General features: G+C 41.9%; 19 protein-coding genes and 1 pseudogene. 7 read left to right on the top strand and 13 right to left on the bottom strand.

All coding sequences use genetic code 11. The annotated features are described in order from the left end of the window. The first annotated feature begins 4 nt into the window (after nucleotides 1-4). Entirely contained in the window at nucleotides 5-1,819 is a 1,815-nt protein-coding gene (locus ACQCT8_RS14140) for an AIPR family protein (protein WP_426872037.1), read from the top strand. A gap of 260 nt (nucleotides 1,820-2,079) precedes the next feature. Here ACQCT8_RS14140 and ACQCT8_RS14135 read toward each other — a convergent pair whose 3' ends face one another. Beyond that, entirely contained in the window at nucleotides 2,080-3,822 is a 1,743-nt protein-coding gene (locus ACQCT8_RS14135) for a hypothetical protein (RefSeq protein WP_426872036.1), read from the bottom strand. A gap of 257 nt (nucleotides 3,823-4,079) precedes the next feature. After that, nucleotides 4,080-4,559 carry a 23S rRNA (pseudouridine(1915)-N(3))-methyltransferase RlmH gene (gene rlmH / locus ACQCT8_RS14130; protein WP_426872035.1) on the bottom strand — a complete coding sequence of 160 codons (480 nt, stop codon included), beginning with the start codon at nucleotides 4,557-4,559 and terminating at the stop codon, nucleotides 4,080-4,082. A 163-nt stretch (nucleotides 4,560-4,722) separates the two neighbouring features. Here rlmH and ACQCT8_RS14125 point away from each other — a divergent pair, with 163 nt between their 5' ends. Continuing rightward, a complete protein-coding gene (locus tag ACQCT8_RS14125; protein ID WP_426872034.1) occupies nucleotides 4,723-6,180 on the top strand; it encodes a DASH family cryptochrome in 1,458 nt (485 codons plus the stop codon). A gap of 84 nt (nucleotides 6,181-6,264) precedes the next feature. Continuing rightward, a complete protein-coding gene (locus tag ACQCT8_RS14120) occupies nucleotides 6,265-7,839 on the top strand; it encodes a diguanylate cyclase domain-containing protein (protein WP_426872033.1) in 1,575 nt (524 codons plus the stop codon). Between the two features lie 140 nt (nucleotides 7,840-7,979). Here ACQCT8_RS14120 and ACQCT8_RS14115 read toward each other — a convergent pair whose 3' ends face one another. The 3 genes and pseudogenes from ACQCT8_RS14115 to ACQCT8_RS14105 all read right to left on the bottom strand — a co-directional run bounded on the left by ACQCT8_RS14115 (nucleotide 7,980) and on the right by ACQCT8_RS14105 (nucleotide 10,176). Next, complete coding sequence (locus tag ACQCT8_RS14115; protein WP_426872032.1) at nucleotides 7,980-8,471, bottom strand: cysteine hydrolase family protein; 492 nt, start codon at nucleotides 8,469-8,471, stop codon at nucleotides 7,980-7,982. A gap of 82 nt (nucleotides 8,472-8,553) precedes the next feature. Then, the gene (locus tag ACQCT8_RS14110) at nucleotides 8,554-9,597 is read right to left on the bottom strand and encodes a serine hydrolase domain-containing protein (RefSeq protein ID WP_426872031.1); all 1,044 of its coding nucleotides are present in this window, start codon (nucleotides 9,595-9,597) and stop codon (nucleotides 8,554-8,556) included. Next, nucleotides 9,590-10,176 (bottom strand): annotated as a pseudogene (locus tag ACQCT8_RS14105) (GNAT family N-acetyltransferase). The gene ACQCT8_RS14110 and the pseudogene ACQCT8_RS14105 overlap by 8 nt, the downstream one beginning before the upstream one ends. 142 nt (nucleotides 10,177-10,318) lie before the next feature. Between ACQCT8_RS14105 and ACQCT8_RS14100 the strand changes: the two are divergent. The 4 genes from ACQCT8_RS14100 (at nucleotide 10,319) to ACQCT8_RS14085 (ending at nucleotide 11,956) form a co-directional block, all read left to right on the top strand. After that, nucleotides 10,319-10,534, top strand: a complete 216-nt coding sequence (locus ACQCT8_RS14100; protein ID WP_426872030.1) for a hypothetical protein — start codon at nucleotides 10,319-10,321, stop codon at nucleotides 10,532-10,534. 149 nt (nucleotides 10,535-10,683) lie between these two features. After that, complete coding sequence (locus ACQCT8_RS14095; protein ID WP_426872029.1) at nucleotides 10,684-11,064, top strand: hypothetical protein; 381 nt, start codon at nucleotides 10,684-10,686, stop codon at nucleotides 11,062-11,064. Between the two features lie 257 nt (nucleotides 11,065-11,321). Continuing rightward, nucleotides 11,322-11,528 carry a helix-turn-helix transcriptional regulator gene (locus ACQCT8_RS14090; RefSeq protein ID WP_041054271.1) on the top strand — a complete coding sequence of 69 codons (207 nt, stop codon included), beginning with the start codon at nucleotides 11,322-11,324 and terminating at the stop codon, nucleotides 11,526-11,528. Next, the gene (locus ACQCT8_RS14085; protein WP_426872028.1) at nucleotides 11,525-11,956 is read left to right on the top strand and encodes a hypothetical protein; all 432 of its coding nucleotides are present in this window, start codon (nucleotides 11,525-11,527) and stop codon (nucleotides 11,954-11,956) included. Before ACQCT8_RS14090 ends, ACQCT8_RS14085 begins: the two co-directional genes overlap by 4 nt. A 45-nt stretch (nucleotides 11,957-12,001) precedes the next feature. Here the strand turns inward: ACQCT8_RS14085 and ACQCT8_RS14080 are convergent, their stop codons facing one another. The 8 genes from ACQCT8_RS14080 to ACQCT8_RS14045 all read right to left on the bottom strand — a co-directional run bounded on the left by ACQCT8_RS14080 (nucleotide 12,002) and on the right by ACQCT8_RS14045 (nucleotide 22,376). Continuing rightward, on the bottom strand, nucleotides 12,002-13,555 hold the full coding sequence (locus ACQCT8_RS14080; protein WP_426872027.1) for a glycoside hydrolase family 43 protein: 1,554 nt from the start codon (nucleotides 13,553-13,555) through the stop codon (nucleotides 12,002-12,004). 12 nt (nucleotides 13,556-13,567) lie between these two features. Further along, the gene (locus tag ACQCT8_RS14075; RefSeq protein WP_426872026.1) at nucleotides 13,568-15,103 is read right to left on the bottom strand and encodes a glycoside hydrolase family 43 protein; all 1,536 of its coding nucleotides are present in this window, start codon (nucleotides 15,101-15,103) and stop codon (nucleotides 13,568-13,570) included. Nucleotides 15,104-15,131: 28 nt separating this feature from the next. Beyond that, nucleotides 15,132-15,662 (bottom strand): hypothetical protein, encoded by a 531-nt coding sequence (locus ACQCT8_RS14070; RefSeq protein ID WP_426872025.1) that lies wholly within the window; start codon nucleotides 15,660-15,662, stop codon nucleotides 15,132-15,134. A 43-nt stretch (nucleotides 15,663-15,705) separates the two neighbouring features. Next, nucleotides 15,706-16,716 carry an endo-1,4-beta-xylanase gene (locus tag ACQCT8_RS14065; protein ID WP_426872024.1) on the bottom strand — a complete coding sequence of 337 codons (1,011 nt, stop codon included), beginning with the start codon at nucleotides 16,714-16,716 and terminating at the stop codon, nucleotides 15,706-15,708. A gap of 35 nt (nucleotides 16,717-16,751) precedes the next feature. After that, nucleotides 16,752-17,663, bottom strand: coding sequence for a carbohydrate ABC transporter permease (locus ACQCT8_RS14060; RefSeq protein WP_426872023.1), 912 nt, complete (start codon nucleotides 17,661-17,663; stop codon nucleotides 16,752-16,754). A 15-nt stretch (nucleotides 17,664-17,678) separates the two neighbouring features. Beyond that, on the bottom strand, nucleotides 17,679-18,539 hold the full coding sequence (locus ACQCT8_RS14055) for an ABC transporter permease (protein WP_426872233.1): 861 nt from the start codon (nucleotides 18,537-18,539) through the stop codon (nucleotides 17,679-17,681). A 235-nt stretch (nucleotides 18,540-18,774) separates the two neighbouring features. Next, the gene (locus ACQCT8_RS14050) at nucleotides 18,775-20,415 is read right to left on the bottom strand and encodes an extracellular solute-binding protein (RefSeq protein WP_426872022.1); all 1,641 of its coding nucleotides are present in this window, start codon (nucleotides 20,413-20,415) and stop codon (nucleotides 18,775-18,777) included. Nucleotides 20,416-20,633: 218 nt separating this feature from the next. Further along, nucleotides 20,634-22,376 carry a sensor histidine kinase gene (locus ACQCT8_RS14045; RefSeq protein ID WP_426872021.1) on the bottom strand — a complete coding sequence of 581 codons (1,743 nt, stop codon included), beginning with the start codon at nucleotides 22,374-22,376 and terminating at the stop codon, nucleotides 20,634-20,636. Nucleotides 22,377-22,385: the final 9 nt, after the last annotated feature.

Below are 22,385 nucleotides of genomic sequence, written 5' to 3'. Positions count from 1 at the left end.
CATTATGGCCAAGCATGAACTACAATCATTCTACGAAGATTTCATGAATGACTTAGAAAATGAAATTTCAAGAACTTCACCGTATGAAGCTTTTCTTGAAGAATATCTGAAATATATGGAATCCTCATCTTCACCAATTTATGTAGAATACTATAGACCAAATCTAAATATTCAAGTCGACGCTTATTCATATGAGGATAGTGAACGCGAGTTAAACTTATTTATTATTGATTTTGATGAATTTATGGATCAGCCCGAAGAAATCACAATGACCTCTCTAAGGGAATTAGCAAATAAAGCAAAAAAATTCTATACCCAATATAAAAATCTTCCTATTGATCCATCTCATTCAATAAATGATTTATTAGCGCTCCTTAAAGATAACAATAATTTAGTAGAGCGCCTAAATATAACTATATTAACTAATAGGTACTATCGCACTAATAAACCGATAGACATCTCCCTGTCCAAGGATGTTGCTATTGATGTTCAAGTCTGGGATATTGACAGGCTTTATCAAATTATTTCTGCTGATCAAGACTCAACCAGCATCCTTATTAATTTCCAAGAAGAATTCAATCAATCTTTTGAACTAATGAAAGTGCCTCAACCACAGAACCAATTGGCTTCACCTAACAATTTTGATTGCTACATTGGTTTTATTTCTGCCGAACTTTTAGCAAGAGCATACGAAAAGTGGGGACCTAAGTTAGTTGAACGAAATGTCCGATCATTTTTACAAGCCAGAGGTGCTACCAATAAAGGTATTAGAGACACTTTAAAGGATGATAACGAGAAAGATTTATTTGTTGTTTACAATAACGGCATCTCCAGTGTCGCGCGTTCTGGCAGCTTAGATCACTCCTCATCTAGTTTTAATCTTTATAAGATTAATTCTCTTGAAGGCTGGCAAATAGTCAACGGTGGACAAACAACCGCATCTATTCATAGTGCCTACAAGTCAGGAATTGATTTAAGCGAAGTATTCGTTCAGACTAAGTTAACTATTCTTCATACTTCTAATACAGACAGTTCTATGATTGCTGAAGAAAATATGGTGGCTAAAATTTCTAAATATGCTAATACACAAAATAAAATTAACCAGTCAGACTTACTAGCTAATACGCGTTATATGTCCTCTCTAGAGCATTTCTCAAGGACTATATGGATTCCAGCTCAGGATAAAAGAAAAGCTGAATCAAAATGGTACTTTGAGAGAGCTCGCGGCCAGTATATGGTAGATCTAAATAGAAGGAACCGAGGAAAAGAACAAACAGAATTCAAGAAAGAATTTCCAAAGGAACTCCTTCTAAATAAAGTAGACTTAGCGAAAAACTTTATGTCTTGGGAAGGCTTCCCTCATATCTCCAGTAAAGGCGGCGAGGCTGCTTTTACTAAATTCATGGACTTCAATAAATCATTTTGGAAGTATGAACGAAACAATGATAATCAGTTAGAGGAATTAGAGGAGATGACCTCATCCATGTACAAAATGTTAATTGCGAGGGTTATTATTAACAGGAAAGTACAAGAGCTTGTTAACTCCATGGGATTAAAGGGTTACAAAGCTAACGTTATCTACTACTCTACAGCAATGTTAAATCAATTATATGGCGAGAGAATTAATTTAGAAGAGGTTTGGAACAAACAATCTCTTTCTGATAGATGGGATAATGTCATTAAAGAAATCGCCCAAAAGACACTTGAGTTTCTTAGGGATTCAGCTGGGGAACAAAACGTTACTCAGTGGGCTAAGAAGGAAGATTGCTGGAAGCAGTATGTAAGGGATTGTAAGCAACAGTTGAGGTATATTGTATAAGTATTTTATCACACTAACCTAAAGTGCTTGTAACATCGATGATAAGCATTATTTAAACGTAAGCGTCAAATAGCGCCCACCTGTTTTTCAGGGGGCGCTTATTCTATACTTCATTTACTTTTATTTGGAACGTAACATTCCTGTGGTAGACTGGTCGACCAGGGGGACGGTTCTCCCGCTTCCCCATTGAGTAGAATGGTAAGGTTCTCCTTGATGGGCCTAAGTGCGGTTTAATACTTTTTATATTTATATCTACAAATCTAAATTTGTTTAGATACATACTCATAGAAATCTTCAAATAAGAAAATGTTTATTTGATACTTAGAGTTAAAAGTATTATCTAAATAATTTGGATTTTTATTAACCAAATATAGCTCTACTGAATCAAATCCTCCTCCTAAAATCCCCTCAAAAATAGCTCTATGTTTTAGTAAAAACAAACGTCGTTCATTCATTTTTATCATATGTTCTTTAGCTTTTGATAAACTTTGGGATAACCCATATAAACTATTATCTATATCTCTATTTTTTAATTCCATTAAGTGTAAGGTATTATTCTTTATGTAAAAAAAATCTATTTCCTGTGAAATTGAATGGTTTGATTTAAATAATTCTTTACATTCTTCAAATTTATTTAAATCAAAATTCACATCTCCTATAATATCTTCTTTTTCCAAAAGTGACTTTAACCTTTTTAAATCATATTCATCATAATTTCTTTCCACTAATCTTTTAGTCTTTTTATCTAACCCTTTGTTTAAATGGTTTTTTAAAATCCTCTGTCTAAAATACTGTGCTGATTCTACAAAAGTATAAAAAGGTAAAATATAATAATCTTTAACTTCTATAAGTGGAGTTCTAAATAATCTATTATCATCACTAAAGGTAGATTTTATAAAATTTGTTTTTGAACATTTTTTTAAAACTAAATCATCTAACATGAATCTAATAGCAACTTTATCTCTACCAGTTTTACGATAGATATCCTCTACTAAAGCTTCCTTTTCTATAAATGAAATTATAGTTCTGGTTTCTAAGAACTTTTCATTATATTCATAAATATACTCTTCTAAAATAAACGGAGAATACCCTCTTCTCGCTTCAAAAGATTGATAAACTTCTTCTAACTCTTTATTATAAAGATTCTTTTTAAAAGCCCCTGTAGATTTGAAATATTTTCTGATTTTACTTTCATATGATTCCTCAATTTTTAATATTCCATCTTCAATACTCATAATGCCGCCATTCTCATATAAATATTCAATGTATTTCTTCTTTTGTTCAACATTTAGAAGTAAATTCGTTACATATAAAAGATCTTTTATATTTAGTATGCTATTTGATATTTCTTTAAAGTCAATTTCACTGTTCAATACATAATGAATTAAATATTCAAAAACTTTTTTATCGGCACCAAAAAAAAACCTTAAATCACTTATTTTAAATCTCTCAATAATATGTAATGTTTCTGAAATAAGGTTCATTCTATTTTTATCTATATAACCATCAGAACTCCATTCATAGGATTGCATGCAAATATAACTTATCGTATTTGCATATGCCACAAAAATTTTTATTAGCTCTTCTCTAGAAAAATTAACTAGTATATTTCTTATTGAATAACCATATTGATTCGAAAGACTATTTAATATTGCATAAGCATCTATTTTGTTAGGTAAACTCTTAGAATCAGATAGATACAACTGTTTCATCGTTTCTTTTTCCAGCTCAATTAATTCTATATCCATATCAATAGTCATTATGGATTCCATATTCAATATTCTTTCATACTTTTGAGCAATTTTAGCTACTTCTAAATAGATATTTTGATTTTCTGATAGTGCTGTAAGATTAAGCGCTCTTGAATACAAAAAATTAAAATATTCACCCATATGTTTTTCCAGAGAGATGTTTTTCATATTGTTATAATCCATATTTCTTTGCCAATGAGGTATTCCTTCTGTAAATTTTTCAAAAGATAGAACATTATTAAAATCAGTCATGTAATATATCTCTCCTATCTTGGGGACTATGTAGAAATTAAAATTTCATCAAACTCTTTTACAATATACATTTTTATTTGTCTCTTCTCTATTAGCCAACTAAAATAAATTAGCTTAAGCTCCGTTATTAAAAATTTTCTTTAGTATATGTTGTGCCTTATCCCAATCTATCTGCAAATTCTTGCTCCTATGCAATCAAAAACAAACCATCAACTACAATAAAACGACTGTAATCGATGGTTTATTAATGACCGCACTTACTTATGGTATGGCTCCCCCCGATTAATCCGAAACCCCCGATAAACCTGCTCCAGCAGCACAAGCTTCATTAACTGATGCGGAAAAGTCATCTTAGAAAAAGAAAGCGCAAAGTCACTTCTTTTTGTAACGTCCTCACTTAAACCCAGCGATCCACCTATAACAAAGGCAATTTTGCTTTTGCCGTACGTGGCGAGCTGGTCCATTTGTTTGGCGAGTTCTTCTGAAGTAAGCTGTTTGCCTTTGATCTCCAGGGTGATGACGTGGGTGTCCGGAGTGATTTTGCTGAGGATGCGTTCACCTTCTTTTTGTTTGACGATTTGCATGTCTGCTTCGCTCAGATTTTCGGGTGCTTTTTCGTCCGGTACTTCGATGAGGTCGATGGTGGCGTATGCTCCGAGGCGCTTGGTGTATTCAGCGATGCCCTGCTTAAGGTATTTTTCCTTTAGTTTTCCGACGGTTATGATTGAGATTTTCATGTGGTTCCTCCGATTAACTTGATGCTTTTATTGTATCACTTTTCCTCTCCCTTCATTAGTTGTCATTTTTCTCCTTCCTGTTTTTTCCGTCAACACTCCACTCCATGATTCACCCATCAATATTAGGGAAACCATAAGATAAAGAGATTCAGGAGGGATACGGATGGAGAAGGCTGCTGTGGTTTGGTTTCGGAAGGATTTGCGTGTGCATGATCATGAGCCTCTTGTGCAGGCGGCAAAAAGCGGGCTGCCGGTGATTGGGCTCTATGTGTTTGATCCGAAAGAATATGAGGAAACACGATATGGCTTTAAGAAAACGGATCGGCATAGAGCGCGGTTTGTGCAGGATAGTGTGGAGGATTTGCGACGGAATCTGGAGACGATTGGGGTGCAGCTTTTAATTCGTCATGAGGATCCGGCTGACGCGTTTTCTGCTCTTTCCCAAGAGATGTCGATTCAATCGGTTTATCTCCACGAGGATATTGCGAGTGAGGAACAGGCGGTTGAGGAGTCGGTGCGGAAGGTGCTGCCGGATGCTTCATTTACCGTTTCACACGGACGCAATCTGATTCATCCGGATGATCTTCCCTTTGCGATTGAGGAGCTGCCGCAGACCTTTTCTCAATACCGGAAAAAGCTGGAGAAGGCTGGGATCCCGATACGAACGGCGATGCCTGCTCCCCTTCATGTAACCGGTGTTTCCCTGCCGGAGTCGCTTCCGCTTGGTGAGTGCCCGTCTTTGTCAGACCTTGGACTGGAGGAGTTAACGCGTGCTCCCCGCTATACAGGCGGTTCTTCTCAGGCAAAGGAACGGCTGACGGATTATTTTTTCACGAAAGACCGACTGAAGGTCTACAAAGAAACGCGGAATGGCATGCTGGCGGAGGATGATTCTTCGAAGTTTTCTCCGTGGCTTGCGCATGGCTGTCTGTCACCGAGAGTTGTGTATGAGCAAATTAAACGGTATGAAAAAGAGCGCGTGGAAAATGGCTCGACGTATTGGCTGTATGTGGAGCTGTTATGGAGAGATTATTTTCACCTCGTTCACCGTAAATTTGGCAACAGGCTGTTTTTCGCTTCCGGTCTCCGGGACTTTTCCGTTCCGTGGGAGCAGGACGAGTCACTGACTCAGGCCTGGATTCAGGGAAAAACCGGATATCCTCTTGTGGATGCTGCGATGCGGGAGTTAAAAGAAACCGGATTTATGTCAAACCGCGCCCGGCAGAATGCTGCGAGCTTTTTTACGAAAAACCTCGGGCTGGATTGGCGGATTGGCGCTGCCTGGTTTGAATCACAGCTGGTGGATTTTGATGTAGCAAGCAATTACGGCAACTGGCTGTATAGCGCAGGAGTTGGAAACGATCCGATTCAGTTCAGAACCTTTAACGTAGAAAAGCAGGCGGTGGATTACGACCCGGAAGGCGATTACCTGAAGCACTGGCTGCCCGAGCTTCGCCGCGTGCCGGTTCCCTGGATTCATGCTACCCGTGAGATGGGGCTGATTGAGCAGGAGGAGTACGGAGTGACGCTTGGGGAGGACTATCCCCTGCCAATCATTGACCTTCATGAAGCCATGCGGGAAAGAAGAGAAAAGATGAAGCAGGCAATGGGGAAAACATAAACAAATTAAACACATTATATGATGCGAAAGTCCTTCTTCTGTGATATGCTTTTTTTACCATATGAGAAGAAGGGCGGTGCTTTCATGCGCGACGTTTTTATCCCATTAGCGGTCTATATGCTGCCGGCATTTATCTTGTTTTACATGGCGGTGGATGTATTTTGGCGCAACCCGAAAAAGGTGGAGCACCGCTTAGTCAGTCTCTCGATTCTGTGCTACGGCATGCTGTTTTTATCTGAATATGTCAGGCATCTCTTGCCGATCGAATACAGCCCGGCTCTTGTGACCTACTGGTTTGGCAATGCGGGCATTATGATTTTGTCGCTGTTTACTCACTTTATCTTTAAGGCTTCTCTGCTGTATAAGAAATTACCTGCTTTTTTGTATCCTTCTATCTTTTACCTGCCGCTTGTCCCGATTCTTCTCACGTATCTATTCCAGGAAAACTTCATGAACAGCCAAGAATTTGTTCAGGTGGGCATGTGGAAATACCCTGAATTCAACACAGCTTATCTTGTGACACTGACTGTCTCAAATTTGTTCCATTTATTTGTTATCTTCCTGCTTTATTACGCCCGAACGAAAGCCCGTGTAGCTATTCAGCAAAAGGTGCTTTCTCTTTTGATTTACGCAGCTTCCTTTGTGCTAGTATGGGATGTCATTTTTGGCTACGCTTCCTTTAGAGGAACGATCCCTCCTTATCCTTACATTTACGGGGCGTTTGCCTGGGCGGTGGCGTTAAGCTACGCGCTGCGAAAATTTGATTTTCTGACTTCCTCCCATAAACGGTTTGAGACACTGTACAATCTTAACCCGGCTGCGATTGTACTGATTGACCGGTATGGATTAATCGAAAGCGCCAACCCCGCTGCCCGCCTTCTGCTTGAAGAAGGTCAGGTAAACCAGCTTTCTTTCCAGCACTTTATTCCGGTTAAACGTCAGAAGGAATGGATTCAACACCTGCAGCATTCTTTCAGCAAGGAAGAGAAATTCACGAATTACGAAACAAAAATCATTACAGCATCCGGCGCGGAAAAGTATGTGGTGATGGACGGGGATTTTATTTTCATCGACCAGCATCTGCACTCCATGCTGATCATCCGGGATATTGATTCCACGAAAGAAGATGAAAAAACGATTCGCTTTTTAGCGTATCACGATTCCCTTACGCATCTCGCCAACCGCCGCTCATTTTACGATCAGGGCGAAAAAGCGATACGGGAATACCAGCAGCTCGCTGTTGTGCTGATTGATCTGGACGGTTTTAAAGGCGTGAATGACACGTACGGGCACCAGGTTGGGGATGCATTTTTAGTGCATGTGGCGCAGCTGTTAAAGCACTCCATGAAAAAATCAGGACTTGCTTCACGGGTGGGAGGAGACGAATTCTTTTTATACATGCCTCTCGCCTATGAAAATGAAGCGGAGGTCTACCTGGACAATTTGCTTGCAGCGTTTGAGCAGGAGCCTTTTCTGGCAGAAAACATTGATATTCCGATTTCTGTTTCCATCGGTGTCAGCCTTTCCCCCTTACATGGCAACCAGCTTGAAGCCCTCATTCATAAGGCGGACCTGGCAATGTATGAGATCAAGCACAACGGGAAAAACGGCTACCGGATTTATAACGAAACGATGGAAACCAAGCCCCTTGTTCTGTAATCAACGAGAATAAATGATCATTAAAAAAGGACTCCATTCGAGTCCTTTTTTGCTCTATATTCATTTCTCACCGATTAGTAGTGCGTTTAGATCCTTTAAGTAACGAGATTTGCTAATACTAGCTCTGTACCTGAAAATACTTAACTCACCAAGTCATCTAAACGAATGATCTCGCACCCTTTACTTTCATAATAGTCGATCATGCCATCGATCTTCTTTTTATCATAGCTGGTGATGCAATCTGATAGTACACTCACCTCGTAGCCTGATTTGCGTAAGTTATAGCAGGTTGACTTAACGCAAGCAGTCGCATCTGCTCCCGTGATATAGAAGTCGCCTATTTCATTTACCCTAATAAAGTCTGCGAATTCCTCACTGGTTAAGGCGTTTCCTTTGTATTTTGTAAAAACATTCTGGGATACCAGCTTCAGATCTGGAGCTAACTCGGCACCCCGCGTGTCTGTTTTAAACGTTCTCGTACCCGGTGACAAATTCTCATGCCGTATATACACAACATGAAGATGATTTTCGACTGCCCACTCAATTGATCGGTTGATATTATCAATGATCTCTTTGTAATTCTTTGTGATGTCATTTTGAATATCGATTACGACTAACGCTTTTTTCTCCATCCTACTTCCTCCTATTAAATCAATTCCACTGAATGAGCGAACGCATTACTAAATGAATAATTTACCTTTTACTTCTATTTACTTAATTTAATACAGCCTGTTCAACGATTCGCATACATTCCCCAACAATGGAGTCGGGCTGAGGTACGCCTGGATCCTGATTGACCATCACGACGACTCCCGTCTGCTTTTCAGGATTGAATCTGACCTGGCTTTGAAACCCTACTCCCCATCCGTTAGATACAATCTGTACACCATTTTCGCTATCGGCACGAAATACCCCAAGCCCCGCTGCAGGCTCACAGCCAAATGAGCTCAGCATCTTTCTTACTGTTGCTTGGGAGAAAACATCAGATAAGCCATTCCATGCTTTTGTTAATTCAATACATAATTTACCTAAATCTTCAGATGATGTCCATACACCAGCGCCCGATTCATTTGGGTACACTGCTCTTTTTCCCTCAACGATCTCTCCTGTTTTGTGATGCCCGGAAGCCATAGGCAGTCCCTCTGGCATCGCAGACCACAGAAAGGTGTTCTTCATCCCGACCGGCTCCAAAACGAGCGAGGTTAAGACGGACGAGAAGGATCGTCCTGTAACATCCGGAATCACCTGTTCAGCGACAGCGTAGCCTGTGTCCGAATAAGAAAATTGAGTTTCAGGCTCGTACGAAACCGCAGCGGGTTTTGCATGATAAGGCGTTTTTCCGGAAAGCAGGTCAAGATTACCCGGAACATGTTCTCCGCTTTGAATCGGTCCATAGCTTCCGGGAGGATCAATAAAGCCTCCCTGGTGTGCAAGAAGATTTTGAAGCGTGACCTTTTGCGCGTCAGTCCATTCATGATCCGGAATCTTATAAGCTACTAAATAATTATTTACAGGCCGCTCCAGCTGAACCACTCCCTGCTCGACAAGACGCATCACAAGGGCTGCCGTAATGAACTTGCTGATGGAGCACGCATGGAAAAGATCCTGTGCCTCCACCGGTTCCCCGCCCGCTTCTCTTACGCCCAGCTGAGCCTGCCAGAACTCACTACCGGTAAAAGCACTGATCGATAAACCGGGCACTTTCCACGTTTTCATTTTTTCTTCGATTTCCTGCAAGACGTTTTCTCTATTACTCATGCACTCTCCTCCACTCTGACTTTTCCAATACATAGTGGTGATGAGGTTCGTCATCAATCATCTGAATCCCCTTAAAAACAAATCCGCATTTTTCGATTACCTTCGTTGAGGAAATATTACGTGGAAGCGCGATGGCATTTAGCATGTCTGTATTGGTTTTGGTATATAAAAAATGGATCAGACCTTGTGCCGCTATTGTCGCATAGCCTTTTCCCTGAAAACGCTCAGAGATCGCATACACAATTTCCCGGTTTGACTCAGGCAACTCCTCTTTTATCCCGGTACAGCACCAGCCAATGCATTCGTCAGTTGCCTTGATGAAAATGCCAGTTTCAAAAAGTGCTCTCCTATGTCCCCTTGAATAGCAGCTTCATGAAAAGCTTTATTTGCCGGTATTTCATAGTGAGTCAGCCATTCCTCTCTTTGTTCTCTGGTGGAAGACCAATCCGGCAGAAACTCACTGATGGCCGGCTGGCTGGCGATGCTGGAAATACTCTCGGCATCTTCAATTGCAAATTCCTTAAGGTAGAGGGCTCCGCAATCAATTTTAAATACATTCCGTTCTGTCTTGTTTTCCATTTATTTTCCGCCTTGGTATGTAATTTAAAAGCAAACACATGATATACTTAGGTTACCATACTTTACTAAATATTCCTAATCTTCTTTCGCTATATTTTCTTTATCCTTGCAAGGCAAATTCAGCTTTATAGGAGGAAAATACATGGCATTACTTGCCGCTATTCTCAGTGCATTTGGGATCTGGATTTATTTTCGCTTTAATGTGAAATCGATGAATCTGCAAAATCTTTTAATGGCGAAAGGATGGGAAGGTGTGGCCCAGGAAGAGTCACGATCCATTCGCTGCTCCTATTGCAACAATGTGATTAGAAGAGGCCACACGACGCCTTATTGTACGAAGTGTAAAAAGTTTATGTGATTCCAAAGCTTACGTTATGTACTTGAATAGTGTAAGCATTATAAAATAGGTTCTATATAATACTAAATAAGGTATCGTTGAAATTGACGAGACCTTTTTTTATATTCTTGTAGCACATTTAGTATGTAAACGAAGAAAGGACAGTAACAATGAATTGGAAAGACGATAGCGTAGAACGGGAAAAAATGAAATTCTCAACTAAAATGGGCTGTCTGTTTATCCCAGTCGCTTTAGGGATTGCAGTTATCTCAATAGTCGCCTGGTATCTTATATCCTCTCAAGAAACACAGTTAGAAATCAGTCATTCTCCAAATCATCTAAACTCAATCGAGATTGTTATGATACACGATTTTCCCGACCCGACTATTAGCATTAACTACGATGATCAAAGCGTGATGAAAACTCAGATACCGGATAAAACAACGGTCGAATGGAAAAACGATTATCAAGCGATCGTCACCCTGACAAAACAAGGACAAGAACCAGATATTATCGATATAGAGTTTGCTGCAACTCCAGACACAGAGTGATAAGTCGATAAGAAAACCAATCGTTAGGGAACCTTAAAAATTGTGGCGAGTCCCCAAAAGGCAAAGCTTGAGGAGGTCTAAGCGCTGTCCCTATGGAAAACGTCAACCGGAAGCAAACCGGTCAAAGAGCTGAGACATATCCGTCTCAAGCTCTTTTTTTATTTAAGAATCAAAATGGAAAGCTAGCTTGACATCTCGTAAGTTGTAGGATACATTTCAATTATGGAAAGTTAACTTTCCGTAAGGAGGGTACATGGGTGAACAACCGTTTAGAAGAAATACGCAAAAAGCATGGAATTAAACAGGAAGAATTAGCACGAGCGCTTGAAGTGTCCAGACAGACGATCGGTTCTCTGGAGAATGGACGCTATAATCCATCGATCCTGTTAGCCTTTAAGATTGCCCGTTACTTTGAATTGAACATAGAAGAAATTTTTATTTATGAGGAGGAGGAAAAAGAATGAAGAAAATTCATATGGCATATTTACTTGCCGCTGTTGGCGTAGGCCTGCTGGCAGTGGGTGTGTACTTCATTAAAACCTTGGACGATCTGCAAGGGTTGCTCGCAGCATTGCCTTATCTTTCAGTTGGACTTGGCTGTGTAATTTTTGGTCACGGGATGGGAGAAATCGTCCTTCAACACGCCAGCAGCAGAGCTCCCGAGGCCGCAAAGGACCTGGAGATTGAAAAGAAAGATGAGCGCAACATCGCTATTGCTAATCGGGCCAAAGCAAAAGCCTATGACATGATGATCTTTTTAATCAGCGCATTATTATTCGCCGTTGCCCTCATGGGAATCGATCTAATGCTATTATTGCTTTTTGCTTTCACCTATTTTTTCGTCATTATGTATACGACCTATTACCGGTATAAATTCTATAAAGAAATGTAAAAGAGCAGCAAAAAACGCTTGGATCGGAGAACCCAAGCGTTTTGTTTACAATCCCCTATACTCAAACCAGTCAAAATAAGCCACAGTAGCGCTTTTCTCTCCATTCGAGCTGGCATACAGTCCCATCTGCGTGCCGACAAATCCTCCTGCCACATCCGTACTCAGGATTCTTCCATCCACTTGCTGAATGAGGGGCGCATAGCTTGAAGGATTCTCGCCATACCAAAAGCTTAAATCCTGCCCCCTTCCTTCGACCTTCAGATAAAGTTTCTCTGAATGAACCGGTTGTTCTTTCAGCACTTCTTCTTCTCCCGCCTCACATTTTATTAGCAGGATGACATTTTCCCCGCCTTTTTTGGTGTGCACAAACCGAAAATGGAATTCATTGCTTTGAAGGAGCACAATCCCTGCTTCTTCGTTGTCACTCTCCGGTGCAAACTCCAGGACGGTTGAGGCTTGAAAGTGAAAATGTTGCTGTCTTCTTCCGACAAAGCTGGGATTGACGAGTTCGGTCAACTTCTCTGGTCTAAGCATCAGGCTTAAAAAGCCCGGCCTGCTGGTTAAGCTGTAAAACTCTTCTTTAGGTGTGCGGAGAAAATTCCAGTGAAGAGCAAGCTTATCCTCCTCAAAATGGTCACAGACTGAAGAAGCAGGCTGTGAGACTTCTTGCTGGGGCAGCTCCGGGATGGGATAGGACATTTCCAATTTCCCTGTGCCCGGACTCATGATCGGCCAGCCATCCTCCCATTGAATCGGCATCAAATACGTTTCTCTTCCCAGGTTTCGATAATAGCCGCCGTTAATCCGGGAAGCCAGACCGACAGCCCACCATTCGCCGTTTTGCGTTTCGACCATGTCGCAATGTCCGACATTCACGACAGGGTAGTCTTTTCCTAAATGTCTGTGCGTCAAAATTGGATTTCCAGGATTTCCGGTGTAAGGACCTGTGATTTCCTTACTGCGTGCGATGGATACGGCGTGATGGTGTCCGGTTCCCGCTTCAGAAATCAAAAGATAATACATTCCATTTATTTTATATAGATGAGGGCCTTCAGGCCAAATGACCTCCCGTAACGCGCCCCTCCATAGGCCGTATGAGTCTCCGACCAATTTCATTGTGTCGAGATCCAATTCATGAAGCCATATTTCCCAGTTCCCGCTGTATGCCTCTCCCTCAGGGGCCGGTCTTGTTCCGCAGTAATAAGCTTTGCCGTCGTCATCAAAAAATAAAGACGGATCAATCCCTGGTGAGTCTAGGTAGTACGGATCTGACCAGGGTCCTGCAGGGTCAGTCGCTGTCACTACGAAGTTTCCTCCCCGCCCTACATTCGTGGTAATCATATAAAAAACACCTTGATTGAAGCGAATGGTCGGGGCAAAAATTCCCTCTGACTGCTTTTGCCCCTCTAAAGGAAGCTGAGAGGGTCGGTCTAAGACATGACCGATCTGTTTCCAGTTCACCAGATCCTTGCTGTGAAAGATGGGTACGCCGGGAAAATAAGCAAAGGATGACGTAACCAGATAATAGTCGTCCTTTACTCTGCAAATAGATGGATCCGGATAAAATCCCGGCAAAATCGGATTTTGAAATGTTTTCATGTATGTACTCTCCTATCCCCGTTGAGATGGCTTTTTGCTTTCAAATCGGAAGTAATCAAACTCAACAAAACCGCCGGAAATGGCAGTGGCAAAGTGAAACAGGGCAAACCGGTAGCCCATAAAGTGATCGAGTTTATACGTTAACTGAAGAGGTTGTCCTATTGGATGCCATTCCGCTTCATCCAGACTATAAAAGAAATAGGCTTTGCCTGCCGCATGTTGAAAATCAAACTCAACCTTTAAATAAACCCGATTCTGATCAACAGGCACCGAGGCGATTTCCTCTTCCCTTCCTGAGCTTGCATTGACCATGACAATGGATTTTGAGCTCCCAGCTGCTTTTACGCCTGCATAGCCATAATCCTTTTGAAAGGCAGCAAGACCGGCGACGTCCCCCTCTTTCATATGGGCTGTTTCGATTGCGATCTGACCTGAGCATGCCGGCCCGAGTGTTCGTTGAGTTAATGTATTTTGAGCCTGCTCCAGATTTGAGCTGATTTCTCCGGAGGTTAACCTTAAGTATCCTGGACGATCAAGTAAAGACCAATTCGTATGTAGAGGATGATGGTTCCATTGCCAGGCGAGATGAAGAACATCGGTGCCTGAATCAAATTCGTCTGATTGGATGATCGGGCTGGTCCCATTTTTTACTTCAAGAGGAACAGGCAGCCGTGCAGGAATCCTTCCGTTGTCACCAAACACCGGCCACCCGTCTACCCATTCAACCGGGATGAGACAGGGCGTGCGGCCAACGGGGCCGTGATCGCGAAACAGCATTCCATGCCAATTTCCTTCAGGGGTATCAATAATCCCGCCCTGAGCGATGCCAGCCGGGTCATTCACTGCGACTCTGCCTTCATAGACACCGTCAATGCTTTCTGCACGGTGCACCAGCTGGGTTCTCGGACCATTTTTAGGCCATGTGATCGTAAAAATATAATAGTACCCGTTTCGTTTGTGAATATGGGCTCCTTCGGCTGGGAGCCCCACGTCTTCTTTTGTACTTGCGGCTAAACTCGCGTCTTTGATCATGATTTTGTTTAAGCCGCCCTCTTTAATCGCTGCGGCATCTTCTGTCAGCTCAATTACCTTCAGATCGCCGGTGCCGTATACCATATAGACCCGGTCATCGTCGTCAAAAAGCAGGGACATATCATGATAATACTCATCCAGCACAGAGCGCTTCCAAGGGCCTTGTTCAATATTTTGCGTTTGAAAAAGATACGTTTTCCCGGTAGACAGAGATCCCGCTGCTACGTAAAAGCTGCCCTTATGATGACGGAGGCTGCTGGCCCATGACCCTTTGCCGTACTCGTTTTTCCCATTTACAAGCTTCTGCTCATCCTGGCAGTCAAGCACATCGTATGTATAATTGACGATTTCCCAATGAAGAAGATCCGTAGATTTCATAATGGGGATTCCAGGGTTCATGTGCATCGTGGTACTCGACATATAATAGATTTCTCCGACTCTAATGACATCCGGATCCGGAACATCTGCCCAGATAATCGGATTTACATAAAATCGCGGCTCCTGTTCGCTTGTCATGAAACTCCCCCTCGCCTTTGATTGCGCGTCAGCTGCTGATTAAAGACTTCAGCAGGCTGATCGCTTCTTCTTTTTCTTCACTGTATGCCGGAATAAACGCTGCCAGCGGCTCTTCGAGTGTCCAGCCCATTTCTTTTATAAAGGACGAATCGTTATCTACGGGCACTGCATAGACGTGGATCTCTTCTGTATCGGGATCCTCCCCTTTAAGCTCATCCGGTGCACCTTCTTCCAGTGAGGAAGCCTCAGCCACTTCGTTTAACGGGGTGAATGCAGCGGGATCAATCAGGTATTTCACATCTTTTAACGGCACAAAAAACAAATCCCCGTTTCGCCCTGCCAATTCAATGACGATTTTTTCATGGTGATACGGGTAAAATTCCAGCTGAGAGGATGTGCCCTCTCCCGTATTTTCTTCAATAATCGCCTGTGCCTCTTCTTCTGCTCCTGCAGGGATTTCCGAGAAAAACAACAGCTGTACTTTTTCATTGCTTTGGCTGCAGCCGCTTGAAAGTGCCGTCATGAGAGCCAGCATCAAAACAAAACCATAGCGTTTCATGTGCCTCACCCTTCACTTTCCCGCATTTTTTGACTCTATTACTCTATCTGTTTACCAATTTCCAAAAGGACTCTTTAGGCTGAAGATCCTGATCAAACAGCAGCGGCCAGTTTTTCCTTCCTTGAACGGGAAAATCATCAAGCCAGGTGTAGTTGTCTGCCACGCCCCAGAAGGTAACAGAAGAAATGACGTCTGAATATTCTCTGAAGCATTCAAAAAATTGGTGGTATCGTTCCATTTGTTGCTGAGTCATTTTGGCTGTCATTGCAGTTAAATCGGTTCGCTTATCATCAAATGCAAAGACCGAGACGTCCATTTCAGTAATATGAAGCTTTAAGCCCAAGGATGCGTAGCGCTCTATGGCCGCTCTTATATGATCAAGCGTAGGATGGTGCAAGCTCCAATGCGCCTGAAGGCCAATTCCATGAATCGGCACATCTTTTTCGAGTAAATCTTTTACCGTCGTATAAATTTTTTCTCTTTTTTCCGGATCGGATTCATTGTAATCGTTGTAGAACAGTTCAGCATCCCGATCTGCCAGATGGGCGTATTCAAACGCTTTCTCCATGAAGTCATCTCCAATGATCGCTTGCCAGTTTGACTCTCTCAGCCGGCTGGCTCCGCTGTCAGTCACCGCTTCATTGACCACATCCCAGCTTTGAATCTGTCCTTTATATCTTCCAACGACGGTATCGATGTGCTCTTTCATCCGATCCAATACCAGCTGTCTGTCTGCCCTGCCGCCATTTTTGTTTTGAAAGACCCACTGGGGTGTTTGGTTATGCCAGACGAGTGTGTGCCCTCTTACCGTTTTTCCGTTTTGTTTGGCAAACGCCATGAGTTCATCGGCCTGCTCAAACGTAAAACGTCCTTCTTCCGGCTGCAGGTTTTCAAATTTCATATTGTTTTCTGATGTAAGACTAGTAAAATGCGTGTTAATAAACTCTTTCTGTGACTGAAGCGTCATAGGATTTACTGCCGCTCCTATTAAAAAATCATTTTCAAAGACGTTGAATAAAGCTGGGATTTCCCTTTGGTCTGCACGTTTGGTCATCTTTGTCACTCCTTCAGAATGTGTTTCTTACCTCCTTATTTCACTGCTCCCAATGTCATCCCTTTTACAAAGTATTTTTGCAGGAATGGGTAGACGCAAATGATCGGAAGACTCGCGACGATGGTCATGGTGGCTTGAATGGATTTAGGTGTAACGGTATTGTCCGCATGCTCTCCGCTTGCCAGAGCAGAATTCCAGTCCCCGTTAGAGGTTGCTGTATTTTGTAGAACCTTCATCAGCTCGTATTGCAGGGTGGTCAGGCTTTCGTTGCTGGAATTATATAAGAATACGTCAAACCATTGGTTCCATTGCCCGACGGCAAGAAATAACGACACCGTAGCAATCACGGGCAGAGATAGAGGGAGCACGATTTGAAAAAACACCCTGAAATCTCCAGCACCATCAATCCTTGCCTGTTCAAAAATACTTTTCGGGATCCCTTCGATAAATGAGCGCATGATAATCAGATTAAAGGCACTGATTAATCCAGGGAAAATGTAGACCCAAAACGTTCCGATTAATTCTAAATCTCTCATTAACAGATACGTAGGAATCAACCCGCCGTTAAAATACATCGTCATAATAAATATAATGGTGATGGACTTTTTAAACATAAATTTTTCCTGCGCGATGGCGTAGGCGACCATTGCGGTACATAGCACACCAATCACCGTGCCAATCACCGTTCTGGCTACCGAGATAAAAATCCCCTGAATAATGGAAGCCTGGCTGAATACATATTCATAGTTGTTCCAGGTAAATTCCCTTGGCCATAAATAAATGCCGCCCCGCACTGAATCCGTAGCAGAGTTCAATGAAAGTGCGATTTGGTTTAAAAATGGATAGAGCATGATGACACAAAGAAAGATCATAAAGGTGATGTTGCAGATATCAAAAATTAAATCCTCTCTTGTTCTAAGTAATTTATTTCTTTTTTTCGCTTTCATTCTATTGTGCACCCCCTAGTACAAACCGCCTTGCCCCATTTTTTTCGCAAGAGAATTTGCTGCGATCAAAAAGATTAAACTAATCACGGTTTTGAATATGCCCGCTGCTGTGGCTAACGAAAAGTTAAACATGGATATGCCGTAATTAATCACAAAGACATCAATGTTTTCCGAGTACTCCATGTTCTGTCCATTTCCTAATAAATATTGCGCTTCAAATCCGGCTTCAATGATGTACCCAATATTCATAATTAATAGGACGACAATGACCGACTTCATCCCGGGTATCGTAATGTATTTAATTCGCTGCAGCCGGGACGCGCCGTCAATTTTCGCAGCCTCATACTGCTCCTGGTCGATCATCGAGATGGCAGCTAAATAGATAATGGTATTCCAGCCGACATTTTTCCAGATATCTGAAGCAGCCAGGATCCCCCAAAAGTACTCGCCGACCCCAAGCCATAGAATTTCTGTGTCAATAATGTTCAGTGCCAGTAAAATTTCGTTAATGATGCCGTCCATGGATAAAACAGACGAAACAAGTGCGGCAGCAACCACCCATGAAAGAAAATGCGGCAGATAGCTGATGGTTTGTACCACTCGCTTAAATTTAATATTCATTAACTCATTGATTAAAACAGCTAAACCAATCGCGGTCACAAAGCCTAAAACGAGGTTGATCAAGCTTTGAGCAAGCGTGTTTCGCAGCACCCACAGGAAACGCTCACTTTCAAAAAGGAAAAGGAAATGCTTGAATCCTACCCATTCCTGTTCTGTGAAAGGACGGGCAGGTTTAAAATCCTGAAAGGCCATGGTCCAGCCCCAAACAGGCAGATACTTAAAGAGAAGCACCCAAAGGACAAAAGGGACGGTCATTAATAATAGAGCTCGTTGACTTTTACATTTTTTCAGAAAGGGTTTTAATCCCTTTTCCTGTTCCTGGTGCAGGGTTCTGGGAGCAGATGTATTTGAGTGGGCTTGCACGAAATTCCCTCCAATCCATTGATTTCTTTGATTGCGTGTTCAGCAGGCGTTGTAAGAGCCGCATGTAAAAGAAAAAGGCTGAACTTCTTCTGCAGATCATTCAGCCTTTTCTTCATTTATGTGTGCTCTACTCGATAAGCTCAGCTTCTCTTTTTACGGATGCCTCGATGACATCTTCGTACGCTTCGTACGGCAGTTCGTCAAAGGAATCCTTAAAGCTGTCCCACTCCGCATCAAATTCGGATGGACTGGCAAGGATAATATCCGGATAGGAGCGTTTGATCAGGTCGCGTGACTGCTGGTCATACAGCTGTGCTTCAGACCCGGTCTCGATACGTGCATCCCAGAACGGAAACCACGGTGCAGGATCCGGCTCTGTAAATAAATCCGTAAACATTTCAATGTCATAGGCCTCTAAGAATTCTTTATCCGTTTCATCATAGGCCATCTGGGCAACCTCAGGCTGAACATTCGGATCAACGGAATTTCCGTCATCAAACGTACCGCTCATGATCGGCCAGTACCAGCCAAGAGCTGTAAAGCCGAATTCATCGGCAAATTCTCTATTGGCCACTTCTGCAATTTGTTCCTCTGTTCGATAGAAACGGCCTTCCTCATTCACTTCATACGTTTCGCCTTCAATCCCCCAGGTAATTAATTTTTGGGAATCAATTTTCGCCATATGATCTAAGAACTTGATAATTCTAACCTGATCTTCCTCAGACGTACCGGAAGTTAATCCCGTTCCAGGAGAAGTCACATAAGAGACCGGATTCAAATATTGGTCTTTGATTCCTTCTTCAAATACAATTGGGAATCCCATAAAGTCATTGTACGGATCATCGTCCTGTTCAAGCGTCTCCAGCGCTGCTTCTGATTCCCACCATGGTCCGAACCATCCTACTACACGGCCTGATGAAATTTTAGCTAAGTATTCATCAAAGTTTTGTGTAAATGATTCCCGATCAAAAAGCCCTTTGTCGTTTAATTCATTTAACTTTCCAAGCCATTCCTTTGTTATGTCTTTGTTATGAGGAACAGATACTTCAAGTGTTTCTTTATCGACAATAATGCCCTCTGGCTCACCGGATAAGAAGGATGGCGGATCAAAAAGCTGTCCGACATGCCAGTCATATTGCAGCAGCGTATACGGAATCGTGTCGGCGCCGTCTTCTGTCGTCGGGTTTGCTTTTGCATATTCTTCTATAATGTCAAAATACTCATCTACTGTTTTAGGATGCGGATAGCCAAGCTCTTTTAACGCATCTCTTTTTATATAAAAAGCGGACTGGTTAATATTTGGCGGCTTAATATAGCCGTTTGAAACACCGGATGGCAGAATGTAAATATTGCCGTCCTCCTGTTTCATTTTCTCCCAGATTGGATCATACAGCTTTCTAAGATTTGGAGCGTGCTCTTCGATCAGATCATTCAGCGGGACAAATCCCCCGGCATCAATGACATCATTTGTTGCATTTTGGGCGTTCAGTAAATCAGGGTATTCACCGCTTGCGATCATGGTACCGATTTTTTGATTGCTGTCACCGACAATATGTTCAATATCAAAGTTGACGCCTGTTTCCTCTTCGAACATTTTTCCAATTTTCGTATCTGCTGTGTTAACATCTTTTCCAGTGGATGAGGCGTTAAAGAAGCTGTACGTAAATACATCACCATCTCCAGAACTTTCTTCATTTGAACATGCCGCTGTAAAGATCATCAATGCCGACAGAGAAACAGCTAAAAAACCTGACTTCCTTTTGATCAATTCGATTCCCCCTTATTATTTATATCTAATACACCCCTGCTTTGTAAGCCCTTTCATTGTATCTTACATCGTGATGTGAATTGACCATGCAAAGTATAGCTTTTACTTTGTAAACTTTAGAAGCTTGATTGTCGAAAAAAAAAACAATGCATGCCTTTTTACGTCGGCATGCACTGGCGGTTAGGATTTACTAGAGTCATCATATCCCCGCTCCAACCTTACCTTTCACACGGCAAAATGAGCGAGATCGTGGTTCCTACTCCCTTCGTGCTTGCAATGGTAAATTTAAAATTGTCCCCATAATGAAGCTTTAAACGGCAGTAGACGTTTTTAATTCCTACATGATCCCCGATGTTTTCCGTTTCTTCGAGTGAGTGCATAAGCTCTTTATATTCTTCTTTTTCCATTCCCTGGCCTGTATCTGTAATCTCACAGATCAGTTGATCCTGATTGCTTTTTATAGAAATATAGATGGTTCCTTTTCCTTTAATGGGCTCTATGCCGTGAATACTGGCATTTTCCACGAACGGAATGAGTGACATATTCGGTAATAGACAGTCATAGGCATCCGGGTCTACATCGATTTGATAGCTCATTTTGTCGTCAAAACGGTAATGCTGGATTTCAAGGAAGCATTTGATTAAATAGATTTCTTCCTCAACCTTCACCCAATCTCTTCCCCAAATGAAGGATTTCCGAAGCATACTAGCGATATTGTGAATGATATTCGCTGTTTCGTCCTCTTTTTTCAGAAGGCTCCTCATGCGGATTGTTTCAAGGACATTAAACAGGAAATGGGGATTAATTTGACTTTGCAGCGCGCTTAATTGGGCCTGCTTGCGTTTTAATTCCAGGCTCTTTTTTTGAATATCGGCTACATACACGTCGTTAATGAGCTTTTTAATTTTAAACGCCATTCGGTTAAAGGCTTTTGTCAGCTCCCCAATTTCATCCCCATGCTTCACTTCATTGATGAGCTCGAAATTCTGGTCCTCTACTTTTCTCATATGCTTTAAGATCAGGAAGATCCTATGATGCAGGGAGCTTGTAATGTAAATAATAATAAGCGATGGGAAGATTAAATTTATGAGCGCTAAATAAAAGATGAAGTTACGTGAGTTTTCCACTTCTTCAAGCAGCACATGCTCCTCCGCCACACCGACTACTCTCCAATTATTCAGGTACTGCAGATTGAAAGCCTCTTCAAACGCAATCGTCTCATCAGTTCCTTCCTCCGGTGCAAATTTGTAATGACCCTCAGACCAATTCACATCCGGATTGGTGGTGTATTCAATAAATCCTTCTCCATCCAGCAAATAAATATCTCCGGGAAACGTAACATCGCTAAAAATATTGTACATAAGATCCCGGTCCAAGCGTATTTCCAGGATTTTTTGATTGGAATCAATGGTGGTATAATTGTCCATTTCTCTAATTAAACTGAATGAATCGAGTAATCCGGATTCCCCGATTCTGCGTGTTAAAATAGGGTATGAATTGCGGTTAAGCTCAGAATCTTTATACCATTGGGAATCTCTGACCGGACCATCGATTTGCTTGATACCGCCTGCGTAAATCACTGTTTCATTATCCGTATACAGATTAATGGAATGAACGGGTGAGTAAAGCGAAACTTCCTTGCTGATTTTGTCATAGTAGTCGTGATAGGCATGGATAAATTGAGTGGTGGAGTCGTAGCTTGTGTCCAGAAACGTATACAATTCATAGTCTGTGTAGAGCATAGAAGAAATACCCACTGCATCATCTATGGCTACCAGAAAATTATCAGACATTCTTTCGACGGAAAGGGCCAGATCATTCTCTTTTTGCGTCTTCACATTCGTAGACGTGACCTGGTAAAACAAAATATGTGTTAATGTGATCGGAATAAAAACGGAGAAAATATAAATGATTAATAGTTTATGCCGAAGCCCAATATTATTAAAAGTAAATAATTTCATTTTAACCCC

It is taken from the genome of Jeotgalibacillus proteolyticus (assembly GCF_050107735.1).
In the GTDB taxonomy this organism is placed as follows: domain Bacteria; phylum Bacillota; class Bacilli; order Bacillales; family Jeotgalibacillaceae; genus Jeotgalibacillus; species Jeotgalibacillus proteolyticus_A.
Note: the sequence above shows the minus strand (reverse complement) of the source record. Positions and strands in the feature narration are given on the sequence as shown.